Annotated in this window: 18 protein-coding genes; 17 read left to right on the top strand and 1 reads right to left on the bottom strand. The window is 55.9% G+C overall.

Annotated elements, in window-relative coordinates; translation table 11 throughout:
* Window positions 1-4: 4 nt before the first annotated feature.
* Entirely contained in the window at window positions 5-1,627 is a 1,623-nt protein-coding gene (locus AC3IUE_RS11510; RefSeq protein WP_489267443.1) for a DUF1302 domain-containing protein, read from the bottom strand.
* A gap of 326 nt (window positions 1,628-1,953) precedes the next feature.
* On the opposite strand from AC3IUE_RS11510, the gene AC3IUE_RS11505 reads away from it, so the two are divergent.
* From AC3IUE_RS11505 to AC3IUE_RS11425, 17 genes are all read left to right on the top strand, one after another.
* On the top strand, window positions 1,954-2,781 hold the full coding sequence (locus tag AC3IUE_RS11505) for an SDR family NAD(P)-dependent oxidoreductase (RefSeq protein ID WP_489267441.1): 828 nt from the start codon (window positions 1,954-1,956) through the stop codon (window positions 2,779-2,781).
* A 179-nt stretch (window positions 2,782-2,960) separates the two neighbouring features.
* Complete coding sequence (locus AC3IUE_RS11500) at window positions 2,961-4,136, top strand: acyl-CoA dehydrogenase family protein (RefSeq protein ID WP_489267439.1); 1,176 nt, start codon at window positions 2,961-2,963, stop codon at window positions 4,134-4,136.
* Window positions 4,133-5,317 carry a CaiB/BaiF CoA transferase family protein gene (locus tag AC3IUE_RS11495; protein ID WP_489267437.1) on the top strand — a complete coding sequence of 395 codons (1,185 nt, stop codon included), beginning with the start codon at window positions 4,133-4,135 and terminating at the stop codon, window positions 5,315-5,317. The genes AC3IUE_RS11500 and AC3IUE_RS11495 overlap by 4 nt, the downstream gene beginning before the upstream one ends.
* Window positions 5,314-6,420: a CaiB/BaiF CoA transferase family protein gene (locus AC3IUE_RS11490; RefSeq protein ID WP_489267435.1), complete on the top strand. Its 1,107-nt coding sequence runs from the start codon at window positions 5,314-5,316 to the stop codon at window positions 6,418-6,420. Before AC3IUE_RS11495 ends, AC3IUE_RS11490 begins: the two co-directional genes overlap by 4 nt.
* 31 nt (window positions 6,421-6,451) lie before the next feature.
* On the top strand, window positions 6,452-6,958 hold the full coding sequence (locus AC3IUE_RS11485) for a MaoC family dehydratase (protein ID WP_489267433.1): 507 nt from the start codon (window positions 6,452-6,454) through the stop codon (window positions 6,956-6,958).
* A gap of 206 nt (window positions 6,959-7,164) precedes the next feature.
* A complete protein-coding gene (locus AC3IUE_RS11480; protein WP_489267431.1) occupies window positions 7,165-7,923 on the top strand; it encodes a GntR family transcriptional regulator in 759 nt (252 codons plus the stop codon).
* A gap of 268 nt (window positions 7,924-8,191) precedes the next feature.
* The gene (locus AC3IUE_RS11475; RefSeq protein ID WP_489267429.1) at window positions 8,192-9,382 is read left to right on the top strand and encodes an FAD-dependent oxidoreductase; all 1,191 of its coding nucleotides are present in this window, start codon (window positions 8,192-8,194) and stop codon (window positions 9,380-9,382) included.
* A 759-nt stretch (window positions 9,383-10,141) separates the two neighbouring features.
* On the top strand, window positions 10,142-10,891 hold the full coding sequence (locus tag AC3IUE_RS11470; RefSeq protein WP_489267427.1) for a hypothetical protein: 750 nt from the start codon (window positions 10,142-10,144) through the stop codon (window positions 10,889-10,891).
* A 155-nt stretch (window positions 10,892-11,046) separates the two neighbouring features.
* Window positions 11,047-11,277, top strand: a complete 231-nt coding sequence (locus AC3IUE_RS11465; RefSeq protein WP_193862384.1) for an AlpA family phage regulatory protein — start codon at window positions 11,047-11,049, stop codon at window positions 11,275-11,277.
* A 4-nt stretch (window positions 11,278-11,281) separates the two neighbouring features.
* The gene (locus tag AC3IUE_RS11460) at window positions 11,282-12,124 is read left to right on the top strand and encodes a ParA family protein (RefSeq protein WP_193862385.1); all 843 of its coding nucleotides are present in this window, start codon (window positions 11,282-11,284) and stop codon (window positions 12,122-12,124) included.
* 85 nt (window positions 12,125-12,209) lie between these two features.
* Window positions 12,210-12,419 carry a hypothetical protein gene (locus AC3IUE_RS11455; protein WP_193862386.1) on the top strand — a complete coding sequence of 70 codons (210 nt, stop codon included), beginning with the start codon at window positions 12,210-12,212 and terminating at the stop codon, window positions 12,417-12,419.
* 14 nt (window positions 12,420-12,433) lie between these two features.
* The gene (locus tag AC3IUE_RS11450; RefSeq protein ID WP_193862387.1) at window positions 12,434-14,020 is read left to right on the top strand and encodes a ParB family protein; all 1,587 of its coding nucleotides are present in this window, start codon (window positions 12,434-12,436) and stop codon (window positions 14,018-14,020) included.
* Window positions 14,017-14,565, top strand: coding sequence for a DUF2857 domain-containing protein (locus AC3IUE_RS11445; RefSeq protein WP_193862388.1), 549 nt, complete (start codon window positions 14,017-14,019; stop codon window positions 14,563-14,565). The genes AC3IUE_RS11450 and AC3IUE_RS11445 overlap by 4 nt, the downstream gene beginning before the upstream one ends.
* Window positions 14,562-15,752 carry an STY4528 family pathogenicity island replication protein gene (locus AC3IUE_RS11440; protein ID WP_193862389.1) on the top strand — a complete coding sequence of 397 codons (1,191 nt, stop codon included), beginning with the start codon at window positions 14,562-14,564 and terminating at the stop codon, window positions 15,750-15,752. The genes AC3IUE_RS11445 and AC3IUE_RS11440 overlap by 4 nt, the downstream gene beginning before the upstream one ends.
* 242 nt (window positions 15,753-15,994) lie before the next feature.
* Window positions 15,995-16,750, top strand: coding sequence for a PFL_4669 family integrating conjugative element protein (locus AC3IUE_RS11435; RefSeq protein ID WP_489267423.1), 756 nt, complete (start codon window positions 15,995-15,997; stop codon window positions 16,748-16,750).
* Entirely contained in the window at window positions 16,747-17,265 is a 519-nt protein-coding gene (locus AC3IUE_RS11430) for a DUF3158 family protein (RefSeq protein WP_489267421.1), read from the top strand. The genes AC3IUE_RS11435 and AC3IUE_RS11430 overlap by 4 nt, the downstream gene beginning before the upstream one ends.
* Window positions 17,262-17,717 (top strand): single-stranded DNA-binding protein, encoded by a 456-nt coding sequence (locus AC3IUE_RS11425; RefSeq protein WP_489267419.1) that lies wholly within the window; start codon window positions 17,262-17,264, stop codon window positions 17,715-17,717. Before AC3IUE_RS11430 ends, AC3IUE_RS11425 begins: the two co-directional genes overlap by 4 nt.
* Window positions 17,718-17,754: the final 37 nt, after the last annotated feature.

The raw sequence follows: 17,754 nt of genomic DNA, 5'->3' as shown, positions 1-17,754 counted from the left end.
CCAGTTAGAACGACCGGGAAACCGTGAACATGAGGTTGTCGCGATCCGCGAACACATTGTTCGAATCGGCACCAGTGAACATTGTGTAAGTCACGCCACCACGCCAGGTGCGCTGGTAGTTGAAGCTCAATCCCGCGGACACGCTCCCGCCATTGCCAATCCATGTGGGGTCAATAGGTGAGTTGTCAGTGAAGTTGTGAGCCAGGGTGATCGGCATGCTCAGATCGAGACTAGGTCGTACTCCCAACCAGCTCGGCTCGAATACGGCTGTAACGCCATAGGCAGTCTTGTCGGTGTCAGCGGAGACGTTAAACGGGTCATCCTTGCTGTACAGGTGATGGATAGCCGCCTCCGCGAGGACCGAGGCGCTATCCCAAAAGCCGGTTCGCGGTGCCACCCAGATCATGGATACCTGAGCATGCGCGGTATCCCCGGTGGCATATTTGGTACGGCTGTCCGGGCTATAAAAGCCGGCTGAGACCAAAGGCATATTGTGCCGCACAGAAACTTCTGCACCCACGTTCGCGTCCAGCACAGTGGTCGAGAAGCTCATACCAACGATATCAATATTGGTCGGCGTGACGAATCGGTAGTCACCAATCTGGAACGGATCAGCAGCCGCGCCCGGAGCAATACGGGTCACAACCTGAGGAATCCGATCAGCGAACTTCACATAATAGAAACCAACATCCCAACCGGCCTCGAGATCGTAGTACTTAAGAGCCAGCCCCCAGTTCTCGCCAGAGGAATCTGCCTCGTCAGAACCGGAATACCTGAGATAAGTCCCACCACCAGTCAACAGACGCTCTCCCCCTCTGTAAGCCATATCAGCAGGAGACCAGTAGGTTCCAGGGACAGGAATGCGCGATTCCCGGGATTCAAACTGGTAGTACGCCTCAACGTTCCACTGATCATTTAGCGCAAATGAAGTGGACAGCTGATTGACGGGAAGGAAGAGCTCTTTGGCCTGGGTTCCGGGAACGGAAGCCGCCTTGATTATGTCGATGGGTGCCTGCCCGTAAGCGATGCCGTTACCTGCACGGAACAAGCTTTGGCCCCATAACAACGTGTGGCGCCCAAGCCGGAAGTTCAGGTCGTGACCCGCTACATCAAGGCCGCTGTGGACGAACGCATCAAGGATCTCTGCATCTTGTCCATGCAAACGCCTAGCTCGATCAACGTACTCGTTCGACTTGACGCTATCAGGGTTGTAGTTCTCGCTTACGTTTTTCGCGCCGCCGGCGTACACGTCGTCGTACCAGGCTGCGGCACTGACACGGAACCCGCTTTTGTACGCATCCTTCAAGGAGAAATCGAACTCAGACAGAAGGTCAAGGCGATTGGTGATCAAACTGCCGCTGTCAAACCGTGAGTCGCCATCATTCCCATTGGGATTATCCAGAAAAGTGTGCGACGGGCTTTCTGTGCGCACCCCGAGACTGTACTTAACAGTGTTATCGAACCGAACTGAATAGCTATCCGTATCAGCTAACGGCATGGCTTGGGCGGCTGGAGCGCCAAAAACCAGCAAGGAGCAAAAAGCCAATCCCCGCGCGGCGACTTGTTGGTTCTCAAAAAGAAACGGAGCAGCAGGGCGGAATGCCCCTTTGCGCTCATGATTAATCATCGTGACCCTCGCATCTTGTTTTTATTGGCGATCCGACGAAGACCTCGGGGTGGAGGCCGAAGCCCGAGCTGCAACGCTCATCACATGCTCGGTGACGCAAATCTAGCTTGCACTCGAACAACAGGTCAACACTTGTACGTACAAAAACACGACAAAAACAAAAAAACCATAACGATAAAAAAAAAAAACAGAATAAATAAACTTATCTACTTGTTTATATTGGATTTTTTAAAAGAACGTCTTTTTTCAAGCTTGACAGCACCAAAGGCCAAGGATAATTGTGCAAACAATTTCACAAGAAAAACACCGAAGATGGAGAACAAAAAATGAGTGAATTTCGTGAACTGCACGGCAAAGTGGTAGTGGTTACTGGGGGCGCCTCAGGCATCGGTAAGGGAATCGCCAAACGCTTCGTAGCACTTGGCGCACACGTGGTGATCGCGGACATTGAGGAGTCCAGTCTGCAAGCTACGGCGCGGGAAATTGGTGCGCACCCGGTTAAAACCGATGTGAGTGATAGCGCGAGTGTTGAGGCTCTCGCACAAGCGACCCTTAAGGAGTTCGGGCGCGTAGACATTGTCTGCAACAACGCTGGCGTCGGGCCGATGGCTCACATCAGCGAGATGTCACTCGACGACTGGCGCTGGCTAATCAATGTCAACCTTTGGGGCGTCATCCACGGCGTACACAGCTTTCTCCCCCTTCTCCAGGGCAATGCTGATGGGGGCCATATCGTTAACACCGCGTCTATTGGCGGTCTCGCGACCATGCCGAGTTTAGGTGGCTACTCGGCAACCAAATACGGGGTTGTCGCACTGACTGAAACCCTCGCCCAAGAGCTGCGAATGGCTGGCAGCAAGGTCGGGTGCACGCTATTGCTTCCCGGACCGGTGCACACAAACATTCAGAACAGCTCTCGAAATCGCCCGAGCGTCTTCCAGGATGCGCAACTTCAAGACGTCGATCTTACCGATATTCCAGCTATGGCACAGATGCGCTGGCTGGAACCAGAGGATGTCGGGGATCTCGTAATAGCGGCCATTCGGCGCCAGGATCTTTATTGCTTCACGCATCCAGAAATGTTCAGCCCGATTGAGGCCCGATTTGCACAGATCACAGAGGCCAATATCGCCTCGAAAACCTTGATCAGCTAACCCCCCTCCATTGCGGCACAGGCGGCCGCAACCCAAACAATATGTACGAACATATTATTGAGAATATCTACTCAAGGACTATATTCGCTCTAAAACACACATAAAACCGCGAAATTACACTTGACAAGATGTCAACTCAAAAATAATTTGTACGTACATTTAAAACAAAAGGCAGAACAATGCATAACTCACCCCGCCACCAGACACTAACATCTGCCGATGAAAAGCAGCTCCTGGACGCCATTGATCGCTGGGTGGAGCGGGAGGTACGACCGAAAGTCAAAGACTTCGACCATGCCGATCGCTACCCCCACGAACTGGTCGAACAGATGAAGGAGCTGGGTCTATTTGGCGCCACCATCAGTCAGCAGTACGGCGGACTGGGTCTTCCAGCGTCCACCTACGCGCAAATCGTCATGCGTATTTCCTCTGACTGGATGGCCCTGACAGGCATTTTTAACTCACACCTCATGCTGGCGCTGGCCATCGAGAAGTTCGGCACCGTGGAGCAAAAACAGCAATGGCTGCCACGCCTGGCCACCGGCGAGATACGAGGCGGGCTGGCCCTCACCGAACCGGATGCTGGAACCGACCTGCAGGGCATTCGCATGACGGCCCGTCGTGAGGGCAATGAATACGTGATCAACGGCAGCAAAACCTGGATCACCAACGGCATTGAAGGCAACTGCTTCGCACTGCTGGTCAAGACCGACCCGCAGGCACAGCCTCGCCACAAGGGCATGAGCCTGTTTATCGCCACCAAGGGCAACGGCTTCAGTGCGGGCCGCAAGCTCGACAAGCTGGGCTACAAAGCCATCGAAACCAGCGAACTGATCTTTGATGACTATCGAGTGTCGGCAGACAACCTAATCGGCGAAATCGAAGGTCAAGGCTTCTACCAAGCAACCGGGGGCCTCGAGCTGGGGCGCATCAATGTGGCAGCCCGGGGCGTGGGTATCGCCGAAGGAGCACTAAAACTCGCCATCAGCTATGCAGCCACCCGTAAGACCTTCGGCAAACCAATTTCTGAACACCAGGCGATCCAACTCAAACTGGGCGAAATGGCCACTCGTGCACGAGCTGCTCGCCTGTTGACCTTGGATGCAGCGCAAACTTTTGACCGCGGCGACCGCTGTGACATGGAAGCAGGGATGGCGAAGTACTTTTCATCCGAAGCCGCACTTGAAAACTCGATCGAGTCCATGCGGATTCACGGGGCATACGGCTACTCGAAAGAGTACGACATTGAGCGTCTTTACCGAGACGCCCCGCTCACTTGCATCGGCGAAGGCACCAACGAGATGCAGAGAATCATCATTGCCAAGCAGCTGATGAAACGGAGCGCAGGAGCATGACACCTGCCGATAAGCCGCTCCAAGGCTTGCGCATCCTCTCAGTGGAACAATTTGGTGCCGGCCCCTACGGCACCATGTTCCTTGCCGACCTAGGCGCGGAGGTCATCAAAATTGAAAACGCGTCTATTGGTGGTGACCCTGCAAGACATACAGGCCCTCACCTGCTTGGCGACGGAGACAGTCAGTACTTCCAGACGTGGAATATGAATAAACGCAGCATCACGCTGGACCTCAAGTCCGACTCGGGGAGAGCGCAGCTTCATAAACTCCTCATTGGCGCTGATGCGCTGGTCAACAACCTACGAGGTGACCTACCCGCCAAGCTTGGACTCGACTACAAGAGTCTCTCCTCCGAATATCCAGCCTTGGTCTGCTTACATATTTCCGCCTATGGTCGAGACAACGACCGAGCATCCTGGCCAGGCTATGACTACCTGATGCAGGCAGAAGCGGGGTTGATGGATCTGACCGGGGAGCCAGAAGGTCCACCCTCGCGATTCGGTGCTCCGTCGCTAGTGGATCATATGACCGGCATCACTGCCTCCATCGGGCTATTAGCTGCCCTTCATCGCGCCAAAAAAGCCGGGCAAGGCTGCGACGTAGATACCTCTCTGTTCGACGTAGCGCTGCATCAACTGGGTTACTCCGCTATTTGGTTCCTCAACGAACAGCATCAAGTCTCCCGCCAGACCCGCAGCGCACACCTATCACTTGCCCCCGTTCAGACGTTCCGCACTGCGGATGGCTGGATCTTCATCATGTGTATGACGGAGAAGTTTTGGCTGGCTTTAATCAGCATTCTTAAGTTAGACGAACTCAGGTCAGACGTGCGCTTCGCCAGCGCGGAACTGCGTAAGCAGAACCAACAAGCGCTTACCGAGCTACTGGACCGCACTTTTAGCCAAGCAACAACTGGCCACTGGCTAAGCAAGCTCACCGGACATTTACCAGTAGCTCCGGTGCTCACATTGAGTGAGGCAATGAATAATCCCTTCCTGACCACCAACTCGATGATTAACCAGGTGCCACACCCGCACGCACCGCAAGGGCTTAAGGTCCTGGCCAACCCCATCAAGATCAATGGTCAACGCCTGGCTCAGAAAGCCTGCTCAGCATTAGGTGCCGACAACGAACGGGTCTTGTCGAGCCCAGCAATAGCAGAAGCGGGAACTGCCAAATGAAGCTGGAGGGAGTGACAGTCCTGGATCTATCGACATTTCTTCCCGGGCCCTACCTGACCCTCGCCATGGCCGACCATGGCGCAACCGTCATCAAGGTGGAAAACCCCGATGGCGGTGATCCAGGTCGTTACATCGGCCCCTCCGAGTTCGGGCATACCGTTTTCTTTCGAAACCTAAATCGCGGCAAGCAAAGTGTCGCTCTGGACCTGAAGACGACAGAGGGGCGCGAAGCGCTATTAAAACTCTGCGGGTCTGCTGACGTTTTTGTCGAGTCGTTCAGGCCTGGTGTTATGGATCGCCTCGGGCTTGGTTATGAGCAGGTCAAGCAACGAAACCCAGCCATTATTTATTGCTCCATAAGCGCCTACGGCCAGGACGGCCCTTATCGAGACCGCCCCGCCCATGACTTGGGTGTCGAGGCGCAAGCCGGCTTACTTAGCATGACGCTCGGCGAGGACGACCGCCCAGCACTGCCTGGAGTGCCAATCGCCGACCTTCTCGCCGGGCTTCAGGGGCTGGCAGGCGTCTTGATGGCCCTGTACCGACGGCAAGCAACCGGACTAGGCGATTACCTGGATATCGGTATGCACGATGCAGCGTTGGCGGGCTGCTTGAACATTCTCGGCCCGGCAATTTCGGCGGAACGCCAGCCCAACCCCAAGCATGAACGAACGACTGGAGGCAGCGCGTTCTATCGCACCTATGAAACGCGCGACGGGAGGTTCATTGCCCTTGCCGGACAAGAGCCCAAGTTTGTCAGCGCTCTGCTCGAAGCCCTTGACCGCAAAGACCTGATACCGCTCTGCGCGCTCGGTCCAGGGCCTCATCAGCAACCGGTGATCAATGCACTGAGCGAGCGCTTCAAGCAGCTCGACCTAGCGTATTGGGATGAGTTTCTGCAGAAGCTGAACATTTGCTACGGCGTGGTGAAAAGCCTACCGGAAGCACTGATCGACCCCAATGTCATCGCACGTCGAATGGTCTGGCGCGATAGCTCAGGCATTCGCCACATCGGCAACCCCATCCGATTCCACAACGAGCCAGCCCAACTGCAGCCAGAAGCACCACGCCTGGGTGCGGACAACGAACGACTGGTTAAGTAGCTGTACCACCCAAAAAAATAAAGGAACAGAAATGGTAGGCATCGCAAAAGAAATAGCCCCACACAGATATCGCGAAAGCTATGGCCGCTACTTCGAGGACTTCGTAATCGGAGATTACTATGAGCACCGGCCAGGTCGCACCGTCACTGAGACCGATAATATTTGGTTCACCCTCCTCACCATGAACACCCACCCACTACATTTCGACAATGCTTTCGCTGAGAAATCTGAGTTCAAGAAGCCTCTGGTGAACAGCTGTCTCACGCTCTCGATCGTGGTGGGCATGAGCGTCAGCGACATTAGCCAGAAAGCCATTGGCAACCTGGGCTGGGACAAGATCAAGCTGATATCGCCTGTTTATGTTGGCGACACGCTTTACGCCGAATCCGAAGTGCTCGAAAAAAGAGAATCCGGCAGTCGCCCCACCCAAGGGATTGTGACGGTACGGACAACCGGCAAGAAAGCAGATGGCACCGTCTTCGTTACATTTGAACGGACGGTACTGGTTCCTAAACAAGGCCATGCGATCGACGATTAACAATGCTGCCCTAGGGAGGTATAACGCCTCCCAATGCGGCCTTCGCAGAGGCAGAGTGTTTTTCGCACACCCAAAAGTCCGTATCAATCACGAGCACTACCTCATTCGTGACGGATCCGAAACTCACGATAAAAACTATTCGGAACCCTCCACAGATATGCGTACAATTTCAATCGATACCTTCTTTTTAATAGGGCAAGAGAAACATGAGCTCATCCGCGGAAACCGACATCAAGTCATCCAACGGTCCGCTTTATAAGCAACTGGTGCAGAAGCTCAAGGGCGAGATCCTCTCCGGTACATATCCCGTCGGAACCCAGCTACCGACCGAGACCGAGCTGAGCGAACGCTTTGATGTCAGCCGCCACACGGTCAGAGCAGCACTACGCCAACTCCGCGATGACGGACTCGTCTCCTCCCGACAGGGAGCAGGGACCACGGTCGTTCGCCCTGGCTCCTCGCAAACGTATGTCCATGAGATCAACGCCATTAGCGACCTGATCAACTATGCCGCCGGCATGCGGTTTGAGATCGAAACGTTAGGCATGATCGAGTGCACTGAGGAACAAGCGGAGCGACTAGCCTGCCCAGAAGGTCAGCGCTGGCTCCATGTTGCAGGCTTCCGCTTCATGGAAGGAAACCCCTCTCCTATCTGCTGGACGGAGGTATTTATCCACGCCGATTACGCGGGCGTTTCCCGCCTTCTTGAGCGCAATCGAAGCCCCATTTATGAGCTTGTAGAGGATCTGTATGGCGAGCGCGTTGAAGAGGTGGAACAGATCGTTCAATCCGGTCATGCGTCCGCCAAAATAGCCCCGACCCTGCAAGTCGAATCCGGCATAACGGTAATGGAAGTTCAGCGTCGGTACCGACTTACATCAGGGAAACTCGCCATCATCGCATTCACCCTCCATAAACCGGATATGTTCCGCCTTTCCTTCACCCTGCGACGTAGTAAATCTTAAAGTAGTACGTACAATATAGCGAAAGAAGCCGACAACACTCTATACAGACCATTGCCAAACCAGCCTAACCTACAGCAAACCAAAATATTTGTACGAACAAATATTGACAATGTTCGCTCTGTTATCGAAAATCGGGTGAACGCGATGCCAGAAAGACAGAGCTGACGTGGAAGAGCATTCCAACTCAGAGCCAGTCTTGGCCGCTGCTCGACCAGGTGCCGCTTGCTAGCAACGGCACTTACTCCCCCCACAGCAGAGTGACAACACAATGAATAAGAAAAATGTCGTGATCGTTGGAGCGGGTCCTAGCGGGCTGCTCTGCGCACTGGGACTCGCCAAATCGGGTATCGAAGTTTGCGTAGTAGAGCGCGCCGACGCCATTCAGCACTCGCCGAGGGCGATGGTTTACCACTGGGCAGTCCTTGATGGATTAGAAAAACTGGGCGTACTGGATGATGCAAAAGCCGCCGGCTTCCTGAGCTCCGCCTTGCAGTTCTATGTTTTCAAAACAGGGGAGCGTATTCACATGGATACGCGCGAGCCTCTAAAAAACCTGAGCAAAACCCCATACAACCTTCATCTTGGTCAGAATAAGCTGGCTGAGATTGCCCTCAACCACCTTCTAAAACTGCCCAACTTCAGTATCCGCTGGGGCGTAGAAGTAACCGGCCTAGACCAGACTGACGATGAGGTGACGCTGCATTGCCAGCAGCAAGATCAGCAGGAAGAAATAAATGCCGCTTGGGTGATCGGGGCCGATGGCGCCAACAGCATAATTCGACGATCGCTTAACCTAAGCTTCGACGGGATTACATGGCCAGAGCGCTTTGTAGCAACAAACGTGCGCGGCGATTTTTCCAAGCTGGGCTTTTCAAATGCCACCATGATGCTTGATCCCGAAGTAGGTGCAATTGTTGCTCGGATCGACAATGAAAACCTTTGGCGTGTCACTTACTGTGAAAGCCTGGATCTTCCAGAAGAACAAGTCGCTGAGCGTATTCCAGCCTACTTCGCGAGGATTCTTCCAGAGGGCACCAAGTACGAAGTTGTCCAGCACTCTCCCTATCGAATGCACCAGCGAGCAGCCGAGAGTATGCGGGTTGGGCGCGTACTGCTGGCCGGGGACGCGGCGCATGTCACAAACCCGACCGGAGGCCTGGGACTGACATCCGGGCTTTTTGACATATTCGTCCTCTACGAGGCCTTAACCGCGGTAATTGAAGATAGGGCTGACTCTGAGGTCCTCGACCGATATTCGGAGTCGCGCCGCGCAGCCTTCCTCGAACACGCATCTCCCGCTGCCTCAGAGTTCAAGAAGCTGGTCTACCACTGCGCTGATAAAGAAGCCTTGGAGCATACCCTGACGGGACTTCGCCACTTGCAAGCCAACCCTGAGCTACAAGTGGCAATGTTTGGGGCTGCCAAGAGCGTTGAAACACCCTCACTAATTTCTCGGTAAACACGGCACCGAGCCACCACCTCTTGAGCGTCCTGCCAGGAGGTGGCGTAGGGGGGATGTAAGCGCTCTCAAGGTGCCCAACCGCCAATCACGCTTCAAGCCAGGACGGCCTGGAGCGACTAGGTAGAGGTAACTCAAATGAGCACAAAGCCCCCATGACGACGCCTGCCTCGACCACCGAAAAATTGAATCCAAATTAATCAACATCTGAACGGCAATAGTCGTCCGTCGACCGTAAGCTCTTATTTTTTCCCACGGGGTGAGCTATGAATCACACAGACAAGGTTGACGGGCAGTATGCAGAGAGACTGACGAAGATGAGCAAGTCCCATGGCCCCGACATCCAGAAGGCCTATTACCGTCCTATAGAAGCCGCGATTCGCTGGAGCGATCTATTAAAGTTCGAGACAAAGATTGTCCGAACGCTTGGAGATCGGAACCTACCCGGCCCGACTGAGCTCCCTCGGTGGCCAATGCTGAGGCTCAACTGTGAGCGCCTCCTCGACTCGCTTGTGAATGGAGATCTCCCTTATGTAATGGTCTATGACACCGGACACCCTTTTAGGCGGGAATGCTCGCAAGGTAGAGGCCTCTGATGACCAAACAACACCATTCCTTTTCCGATGAGTTCAAATAGGAAGTCGATTTGCCAACACATTGAACCGTTTTATGGAACAGTCACCGCATGGAAGCTCAGACCAGTACAAGCCTCTAAAACGTACCTAGCGGATCTGTTCCCTCAGACATGAGGCCGTTCCTATGTACACACCTCACAGCTGCAATCCGCTGGCAAAAGTGTTTTATCGTCCCATCGATGCCGCCATACGTTGGTGTAATCTTATGGCTCATGAATCTCAGATTCTTGAGTCCGCCAGGGATTGCCCCGCAATTCTGTCCACGACCTTCCCTCAATGGCCATGCCTCCACGCCAACACCGAAAAAATCTTCGATGCAGTGCGCAACCATGAGCTTCCATTTGGCTTTTTCGGCGTGACGGTCGCACCAGGAACACCCATCGACTGCCGGTTGCTCACGGTCAGGCATACAGACCTCAAATGGTGGATGTTTCATCATTATCCCGATCAGCGTCCGGCGTTCCTATTTGGGAAATTGTCCACTGAAAATGAGCAAATCAGCTTTGGTACTTACCTGACGTTGCGAGCTAACCGAGATGCGCTTGAGGTAGACCTCAAAGCGAGTGAGGCCGCCCTTCGTGAGCTCCTTGAAGAACTCAAGGCCATCGGTTTGGAACGGGAAAGTTTACGCGCTCTCGTTAAGACACAAGGCAAGCTCAGCGAGCGCAGCGAAACCGGATATCAGCATGTAATCGGCGCCTTACTCGAAACCCTGCTCGGTTCCTCACCGGCCGGAAAACCCAACTCCGTATTTGAAAGCCAAGCCGCTATAGTTGACTCAATAACTGCGCACTATGAAGGCACCCCAGGTTTAAGCAAACGCTCTCTCGATGAGAAATTCGCCGCCGCTCGGCGCAGCCTTTCCCGTGCTTAAGTCGGTGCATTGCACTGCAATAGGTACGATTGCAGTGCAATAGGTACGATTGCAGTGCAATAGGTACGATTGCAGTGCAATGACTGTCGGATTTTTCTGGTTTTGAATCCAGGTCACTTCCCACCATGCGCTAATCGACGCCAGGAGTGACCATCATGCCCAGCCAATCCTCACCTATCGTTGAAGCACCTCAACCGCAGGTCGAACGTCACATCATGCGGCGTGACGAGGTGGAGCGAAAAACCGGCTTCAAGCGTGCGCACATCTACAACCTGATGAAGGAAGGTCAATTCCCTCAGGCTAAGCGCATTGGACTGCGTGCAGTGGGCTGGGACTCGTTGGAGATCGAGCGGTGGGTCACCGAGCGCTTGGCGCAGCAGGGCTGACGTCATGCGTGTGGTATCGGTGGTTTCCACCAAAGGTGGAGTAGGCAAAACCACAGTAGCTGCCAATCTCGGCGGGCTGCTGGCGGACACTGGCCTACGCGTCCTGCTGCTCGATCTGGATAGCCAACCCACCCTCTCCAGCTATTACACCTTGAACCAGAAAGCTATTGCTGGGGCGTACGAGCTCATTGCACTCAATCTTATAACTCCTGCACAGATTGTTTCCAAGACAGTGATAGCAGGGCTCGACCTGATCCTCTCCAACGACGATCAAGGCCGACTCAGCACCTTGCTGTTGCATGCCCCTGACGGGCGATTACGGCTGCGCAATGTACTCGACAATTTCCGCCCCCGTTATGACCTGCTTTTAATCGACACCCAAGGCGCACGTAGCGTGCTGCTGGAGATGGCCATCCTCGCCTGCGATCTCGTTCTCTCGCCCATCACACCGGAAATGCTCGCCGCCCGCGAACTACGCCGCGGCACCTTGAAGCTGCTCAGTGAACTCGAACCGTTCCGCCACCTGGGCATTCCACCACCCCCCTTGCGATTGCTACTGAACCAGGTGAACGCCATTCGGATGGACACGCGGATGATCATCCGAGGCCTGCGCGAAACTTTCGTCGAGGCTACCAATGTCTCGGTTCTAGAAACCGTAGTTCCAGACCGAGTGGCTTATCTCAATGCCGCCTCCCTTGGCCTACCGGTCCACCGAATCGAAACGCGCCGGTCACGTCAACAACGCTCGCCCTCACCTTTGGAAACCATGCAGGCGTTGGCCATCGAGTTGTTTCCGGAATGGCGCGAAGCGATCTCTAGGGTGAGCAGATACGCGGAGGTTCAATGAGACGATTCGCCAAGCCAGCATTTCTCGTCAAGTCATGTTGTTTGATCGACCTTGAGGCCAACAGCGTTTGGCAGGGAGTCTTTTGATGTTGGATCAGCTTCCCATCATCGTTCAGCCACCCATTCGACCACATTATCCACCTTGCGAGGAGTACTGCACCGTGGTCTTTCGCCTGCAGGGCGGGCGCTCGGCCATGCGGTGGTTCCTAGCAGAACTTTCCCGACACTTCGAAGGTTCGGGCACTGCCGAGATCATCAAGTTCGAGGTCGGTGACCATTTGCACAACCGGCGTTAATTGAGGTTGTTCCGATGAAGAAGCTCAGTCAGGAGGAAATCACCGACAAGCTGCACCAGGACCACTTCCCTCGGGGTCCAGAGCTGGAGCGGCTGTCCGACCCACTCACTGATACGCCGATGCTGGTCACTCTGGAACAGTTGCGGCCTTACGAACACAACCCGCGCTTCATCCGTAATCCGCTGTATGACGATATCAAGGCCTCGATCCGTGAACGCGGGCTGGATCAACCACCGCCGATAACCCGCCGCCCGGGAGAAACCTATTTCATCATCCGCAACGGCGGTAATACGCGCTTGGCGATTCTCGGCGAGCTGTGGCAGGAAACCCGCGACGAGCGCTTCTTCCGAATTCATTGCCTGTTCCGACCTTGGAGCAATGAACTCACCGCCCTACTCGGCCATCTGGCCGAAAGCGATCTGCACGGCCAACTCACCTTCATCGAACGTGCGCTGGCGGTAGCCAAACTCAAAACCATGCTCGAACCAGATGGCGCTGTGCTCTCGCAACGTGAGTTGGCACGACGTCTTGCCGCTGGAGGCTACCCGATTTCGCAGTCGCACATCAGCCGGATGCTCGACACCCTTGAACACTTACTGCCCGCCATTCCACAAACCCTGTATGCCGGATTGGGTAAGCCCCAGATCGAACGCCTGATCAGTCTGCGTAGTCAAGCTGAACGAACCTGGAATCGTTATCCAACCGCCACCATTGCGTTCACCGAGTTTTGGCTCGACACCCTGGGCTCCTTCGATACCGACCCTGAATCCTTCGATCTTGAGCAGATCCAGGATGAACTGCTCGAGCGCATGAGCCGCTTACTCGGACAGTCCTACCGTATGCTGGCCCTGGAGCTGAGCGATACCCAACGGGTCATCTCGACGCCTGGCGATGTCGTCACCACGCCCTCGGAGAACAGCCCTCTGCCGAGCGTTGATGGAGCCGCGCCTGGACCTCCCTCCTCCGAGTCCCGTCTCCAATCAACTGAGACCAGGACCCAGATCGAAACAGCGCGAGAGGAACCGCTCACACCGCCTGAGACCAATGCCGTATTAGCGGTCAGCCCTCCGTCACGCGTTCAACAGATTCGCGAACAAATCGAGCGCGACACTGCCACTGAAGCCGCACCGACAGTCGAGGCCTGCGCGATCGACGACATCTGGACCATCGCACCCACACTGGATAGCCCCGAACAACTGCGTTCAACCATCGCCGGACTGGCGCGGGAAATGGAGGCCGATGCCGGACATCCCGAGAGCATCATCGATCAGTCGCATGGATTGGGTTTTGCCCTAGATATGGAGCGGGTAGATCTTGCGACACCTCGCTCGACCGGCGTTCACCTTCTGCTCCTGGCCCTGCTGCGCGCTCAAGACGAGGTGAACTGGGAGGATCGCAAGCAACTGCCCTCCGCCTTGTTCGGCCAGCTATTGCTAGGTGTCTACCAACTCCCACTGACAGATCGTCCTGCCGTGGACGTAGGACTGGAGCGACTGCCCGACGGTCTGTTACTCAAACTGTATCGCCTCATTCGCCTGGCCCGTCGCCTGATCGACTTAACGCTTACCCCTGAAGACAACTCACCGAAGGAGCTGCCATGAGCCTGTCCTTCAATGTGCTCAACCAAGCCATGCTGACCCAGGTGCTGCATGAGCTGCGCCTGGGTAATCTACAACGCTGTAAGGCACTCGGACTGAGTGAGGACGATATCTACCTATTGCAATCCTTACCACCCACCACGCTGTCACGCCTGGCCCATGCCACCGTCCCCTGGGTTGAGGTCAAGATTGACTCGCCGGTGCTGCATCGGTTGATCGAGCAAGCCGAACGCGACGAGCAGATCGAACGCTTGATCAACCGGGCGCTCAAGCTCGGTGCCAGCAGCACCATCATGTACCAATGCTTCGGCTTGGCGCATTCGGAAACCGCTCTGCGCCGACGTCTGCTCAAGATAGAAACCCGAAAGGGTCGCCCTCAGCATTTGAGCGAAGCGCAGGAACATGCGCTCTGGCAGCGATGGTGCCAGCTACGTACGCAGGACGGTACCGAGGATCAGCTCGATGCCATGATGATGCTGGCGGAGGAGCAACAGATCAGCTTGACCATCGTCTGGCAGCAGATTGACCAGTACAGCAACGGAACATGAACACTGCCCCTTCCAGCCGCTGGCAGCGTGTCCTGCAGCAATGCACCCAGCAGCTGAGTGAACGTTGGCCCGCACGCCCTACCACCGAACCACCCTCCAACCAGGCCCTACAGGCTGGCTTTCTGTTCAGTGGCCAATCACTCGAAGTCGTACCGCGTCGCCTGCTGTTGGATAGTCGGCTGACGCCGTTGGAACGGAATGCCTGGCAAGTGTTTCGGCTCATGCTGCAAGGCCAGGGTGTGGTCACGCCGCGCTATGAGGATCTGCAGCCTTACCTGTCGAGTGTGCCTTACGGTGCGTCAGCCTCCCGTGAAACCATCGCTCGCGTCTTGACCATGCTCAGACTGACGCGCTGGCTCAGTTTGGTGAGTCGCGGACGCGATTCACTCAGCGGACGTCTTCAAGGCTCTCTGTACGTCCTACACGATGAGCCGTTAACTCCCGCCGAAGCCATGGAGCTGGATCAGACTTACCTGGAACTGGTCGGACATACCCTCGGTCATGCGACCAAAGCTGTGCGGATTGTCGCCCAGCACGTTTTGGAAGAAATTCGCCAAGACACCCATATCGATCAGGGTCAGTTACCGACACGGTTCGACAGCTGGGGCGAACACTGGACGCAGCAGGGATTGGATCTGGCCACCGATGCCTCCGTGCACGATTCCGAACTGGGCAAAAATCACCGCGTTCGGAATCGTGTGGAACTTCGTTCGGATTCCGAACCGGGCTTGAACGCCCCTATTTCCGGCACCGTTCGGAATCCGAACGCCGCCTGTACTGTATTAAAAGAAAGTACTTGTACTGTACCGCGCGCGACCCCAGCGGTGGATAACCTGCACTGGCCCGATCCGCTGCACCTGAGCCCAAGCGAGCGTCAGGCCGTCGCCGTGGCGCTGAACAAGCTCAAACCCGCGGATCGTCAGGCGGTGCTCAACGAAGCGGGTGCACGCTGTACGGCAGGAGGTATCCGAAAACCCGCGGCCTATCTGATGGGCCTGATCCAGCGCGCACTGAACGGTGATTTTCGTCCTTGGGCAGGTCAGACAGAACACTCCCCCATTGCAGACCCGCCCCCAACAGCACCCGCACGCCCGTCCCGACAACAGGGCGAACCCGCCTCCGCCCTCGCCCAAGCGTGCCTGAATGAGCTGCGCCAACTGCGCGGCAAACGCCCTGGACGTCAGTAGATTTGATGCCAGTGGCATCAAATCTACTGAGTTCTACAGTGAGACCGCAAAGGGCCGAACCTGCGCAGTCCGACCGGTACGGCCAACGCCATCCCTGGAAATGATGCCACTGGCGTCACTCACGAACGTCTCCGAAATTAACCCTCTCAAACCAAACCGAACAGACCGCATTCAGCTTTTTGGCTGCCCTTGACCCTCATCTGTCGCAACGTTCCCGTCCAAGCCGATGCGAGGACAACACCGTGGCCGATCACTATCAACTCAACCTGGGTTCATTGCGCAGCAGCATCACCCTGACCCTGCACACTCACCACGCCGCCCGTATCTGGCAAGGTCGAACCGCGCGCGAAGGTGTCCACTCGATCATGGGCATGGCCGGTTACATCAGTGTCACCAACCTGATCAAACAAACAGCCGCCCAGGACGATCCCTATGCCGACTGGGCCATCGTGCAACTCGAAGAAAAACTGATGCAGGCCAAAGCTGGGATGCTGGAACTGACCCAGCAGCTGGATCGGATCAGACAGGACCTGCCGACACAGATTGACATGAGCGACAACCTCAACATCCACCCTGTCACTTTGCCGTTGTACATCGGCAGCCAGCTGGGTTTTCTGGCGGTCTACCTGTTGACCGACTACGACACCCTGGTGCGCCGAACACTGTTGGCCCATCACACCGCCTTGATCGGTCGCATCGACATGGAAGCCTGGATCGACGACGGCGCCCACCTACTGCGCAGCCTGTTCGGCCAGGCGCAACGCTATCGGCATGCCGGCGTCACCCGCGACGACATGGCGGCGAACAACGCCCGTGCCCTGGCGGCCATCGATAAATGGGGATTGCCCCCGATAGACATCCTTGAGGGTCATCGCCGCTCCCAGTTCGCACCGCCAATCATTCGTCGTGGTGCTGTGGCAGTGGATAACGCTGACGCGTTGGCAGAGGACGCGGGAGAGCTATCTACGACAGTGGATGAGCCGGAGGACGAAGCATGAATCCCATGATCCCGGCTCCACCAATGCCCGTCGAAGCATTGACACTCGATGCCTATCGACAGCTCGAACACGCTGCCTCCCTAAAAGGCCTTTTAAAACCTTTTAAGGGTAAGGGGGAGTTGGAGCACCTGGCGCAGGTGGCGAGGGAAATCGAAGCGCAATTATGCCACCTGATGGAGGCCGTGGTGCAGCAGGCCGGACAGCCCCCTTACTCACTGCTGGATATTCGATTGGTGCTGCAGAACACCAGCGCGGGCAGCACTTTTTTGCGTTGGCGCACCCGCGATTTTGCCCGTATGGGGGTTGCGGTCTGGGAGCGCCAGATCCGCAACAAAGCCCTGCCGCAGGTCGCACGCGAGGGATTGCACCTTTTCGAATGCGAGCGCATTGCACTGAACCTGCAGATGAGCGTGGTGCATTCGCTCTACCGCCAGGCCTCGACCTGCGCGATCAAAATGGCCAGTGCCGAACGGCTTCTGCGCCAGTTCACACCAGCAGTGGAGATATCTCGATGAGTACTTTTTTCGTCGGCGAAGGCAACATCGGCAGTGCGCCAGAGTTCCAGGAATTCCCATCAGGCAATGACGAGCCACGGCGTTTGCTACGGCTGAATGTGTACTTCGACAACCCTGTGCCACGCGATGGCAGCTATGAAGACCGAGGCGGCTATTGGGCGCCGGTTGAGCTCTGGCACCGCGAGGCTGAACACTGGAGCACGCTGTACCAGAAAGGTATGCGTGTGTTGGTCGAAGGCCGCACAGTGCGCGATGAGTGGGAGGACAGCGAAGATAACGCGCGGGTGACCTTCAAGATCGAGGCCCGTCGAGTCGGCATCCTGCCTCACCGGGTGCACGGCGTGCTCATGCGGGAGCGCTCCAGTGAACCGACGGCATCTCAAAATACAGAGCAGGCCGGTTCACCTGCGTCGAAACCCAAGAAACGCAGAGGGCAACCACCTATGGCCTGACAGACTTCAGGCATAAAAATTGCCCCTTTGCGCGAAG

This window comes from Pseudomonas sp. GL_093, from assembly GCF_057837605.1.
The sequence above is the reverse complement of the archived record's forward strand: the minus strand, read 5'-3'. Positions and strand labels throughout refer to the sequence as shown.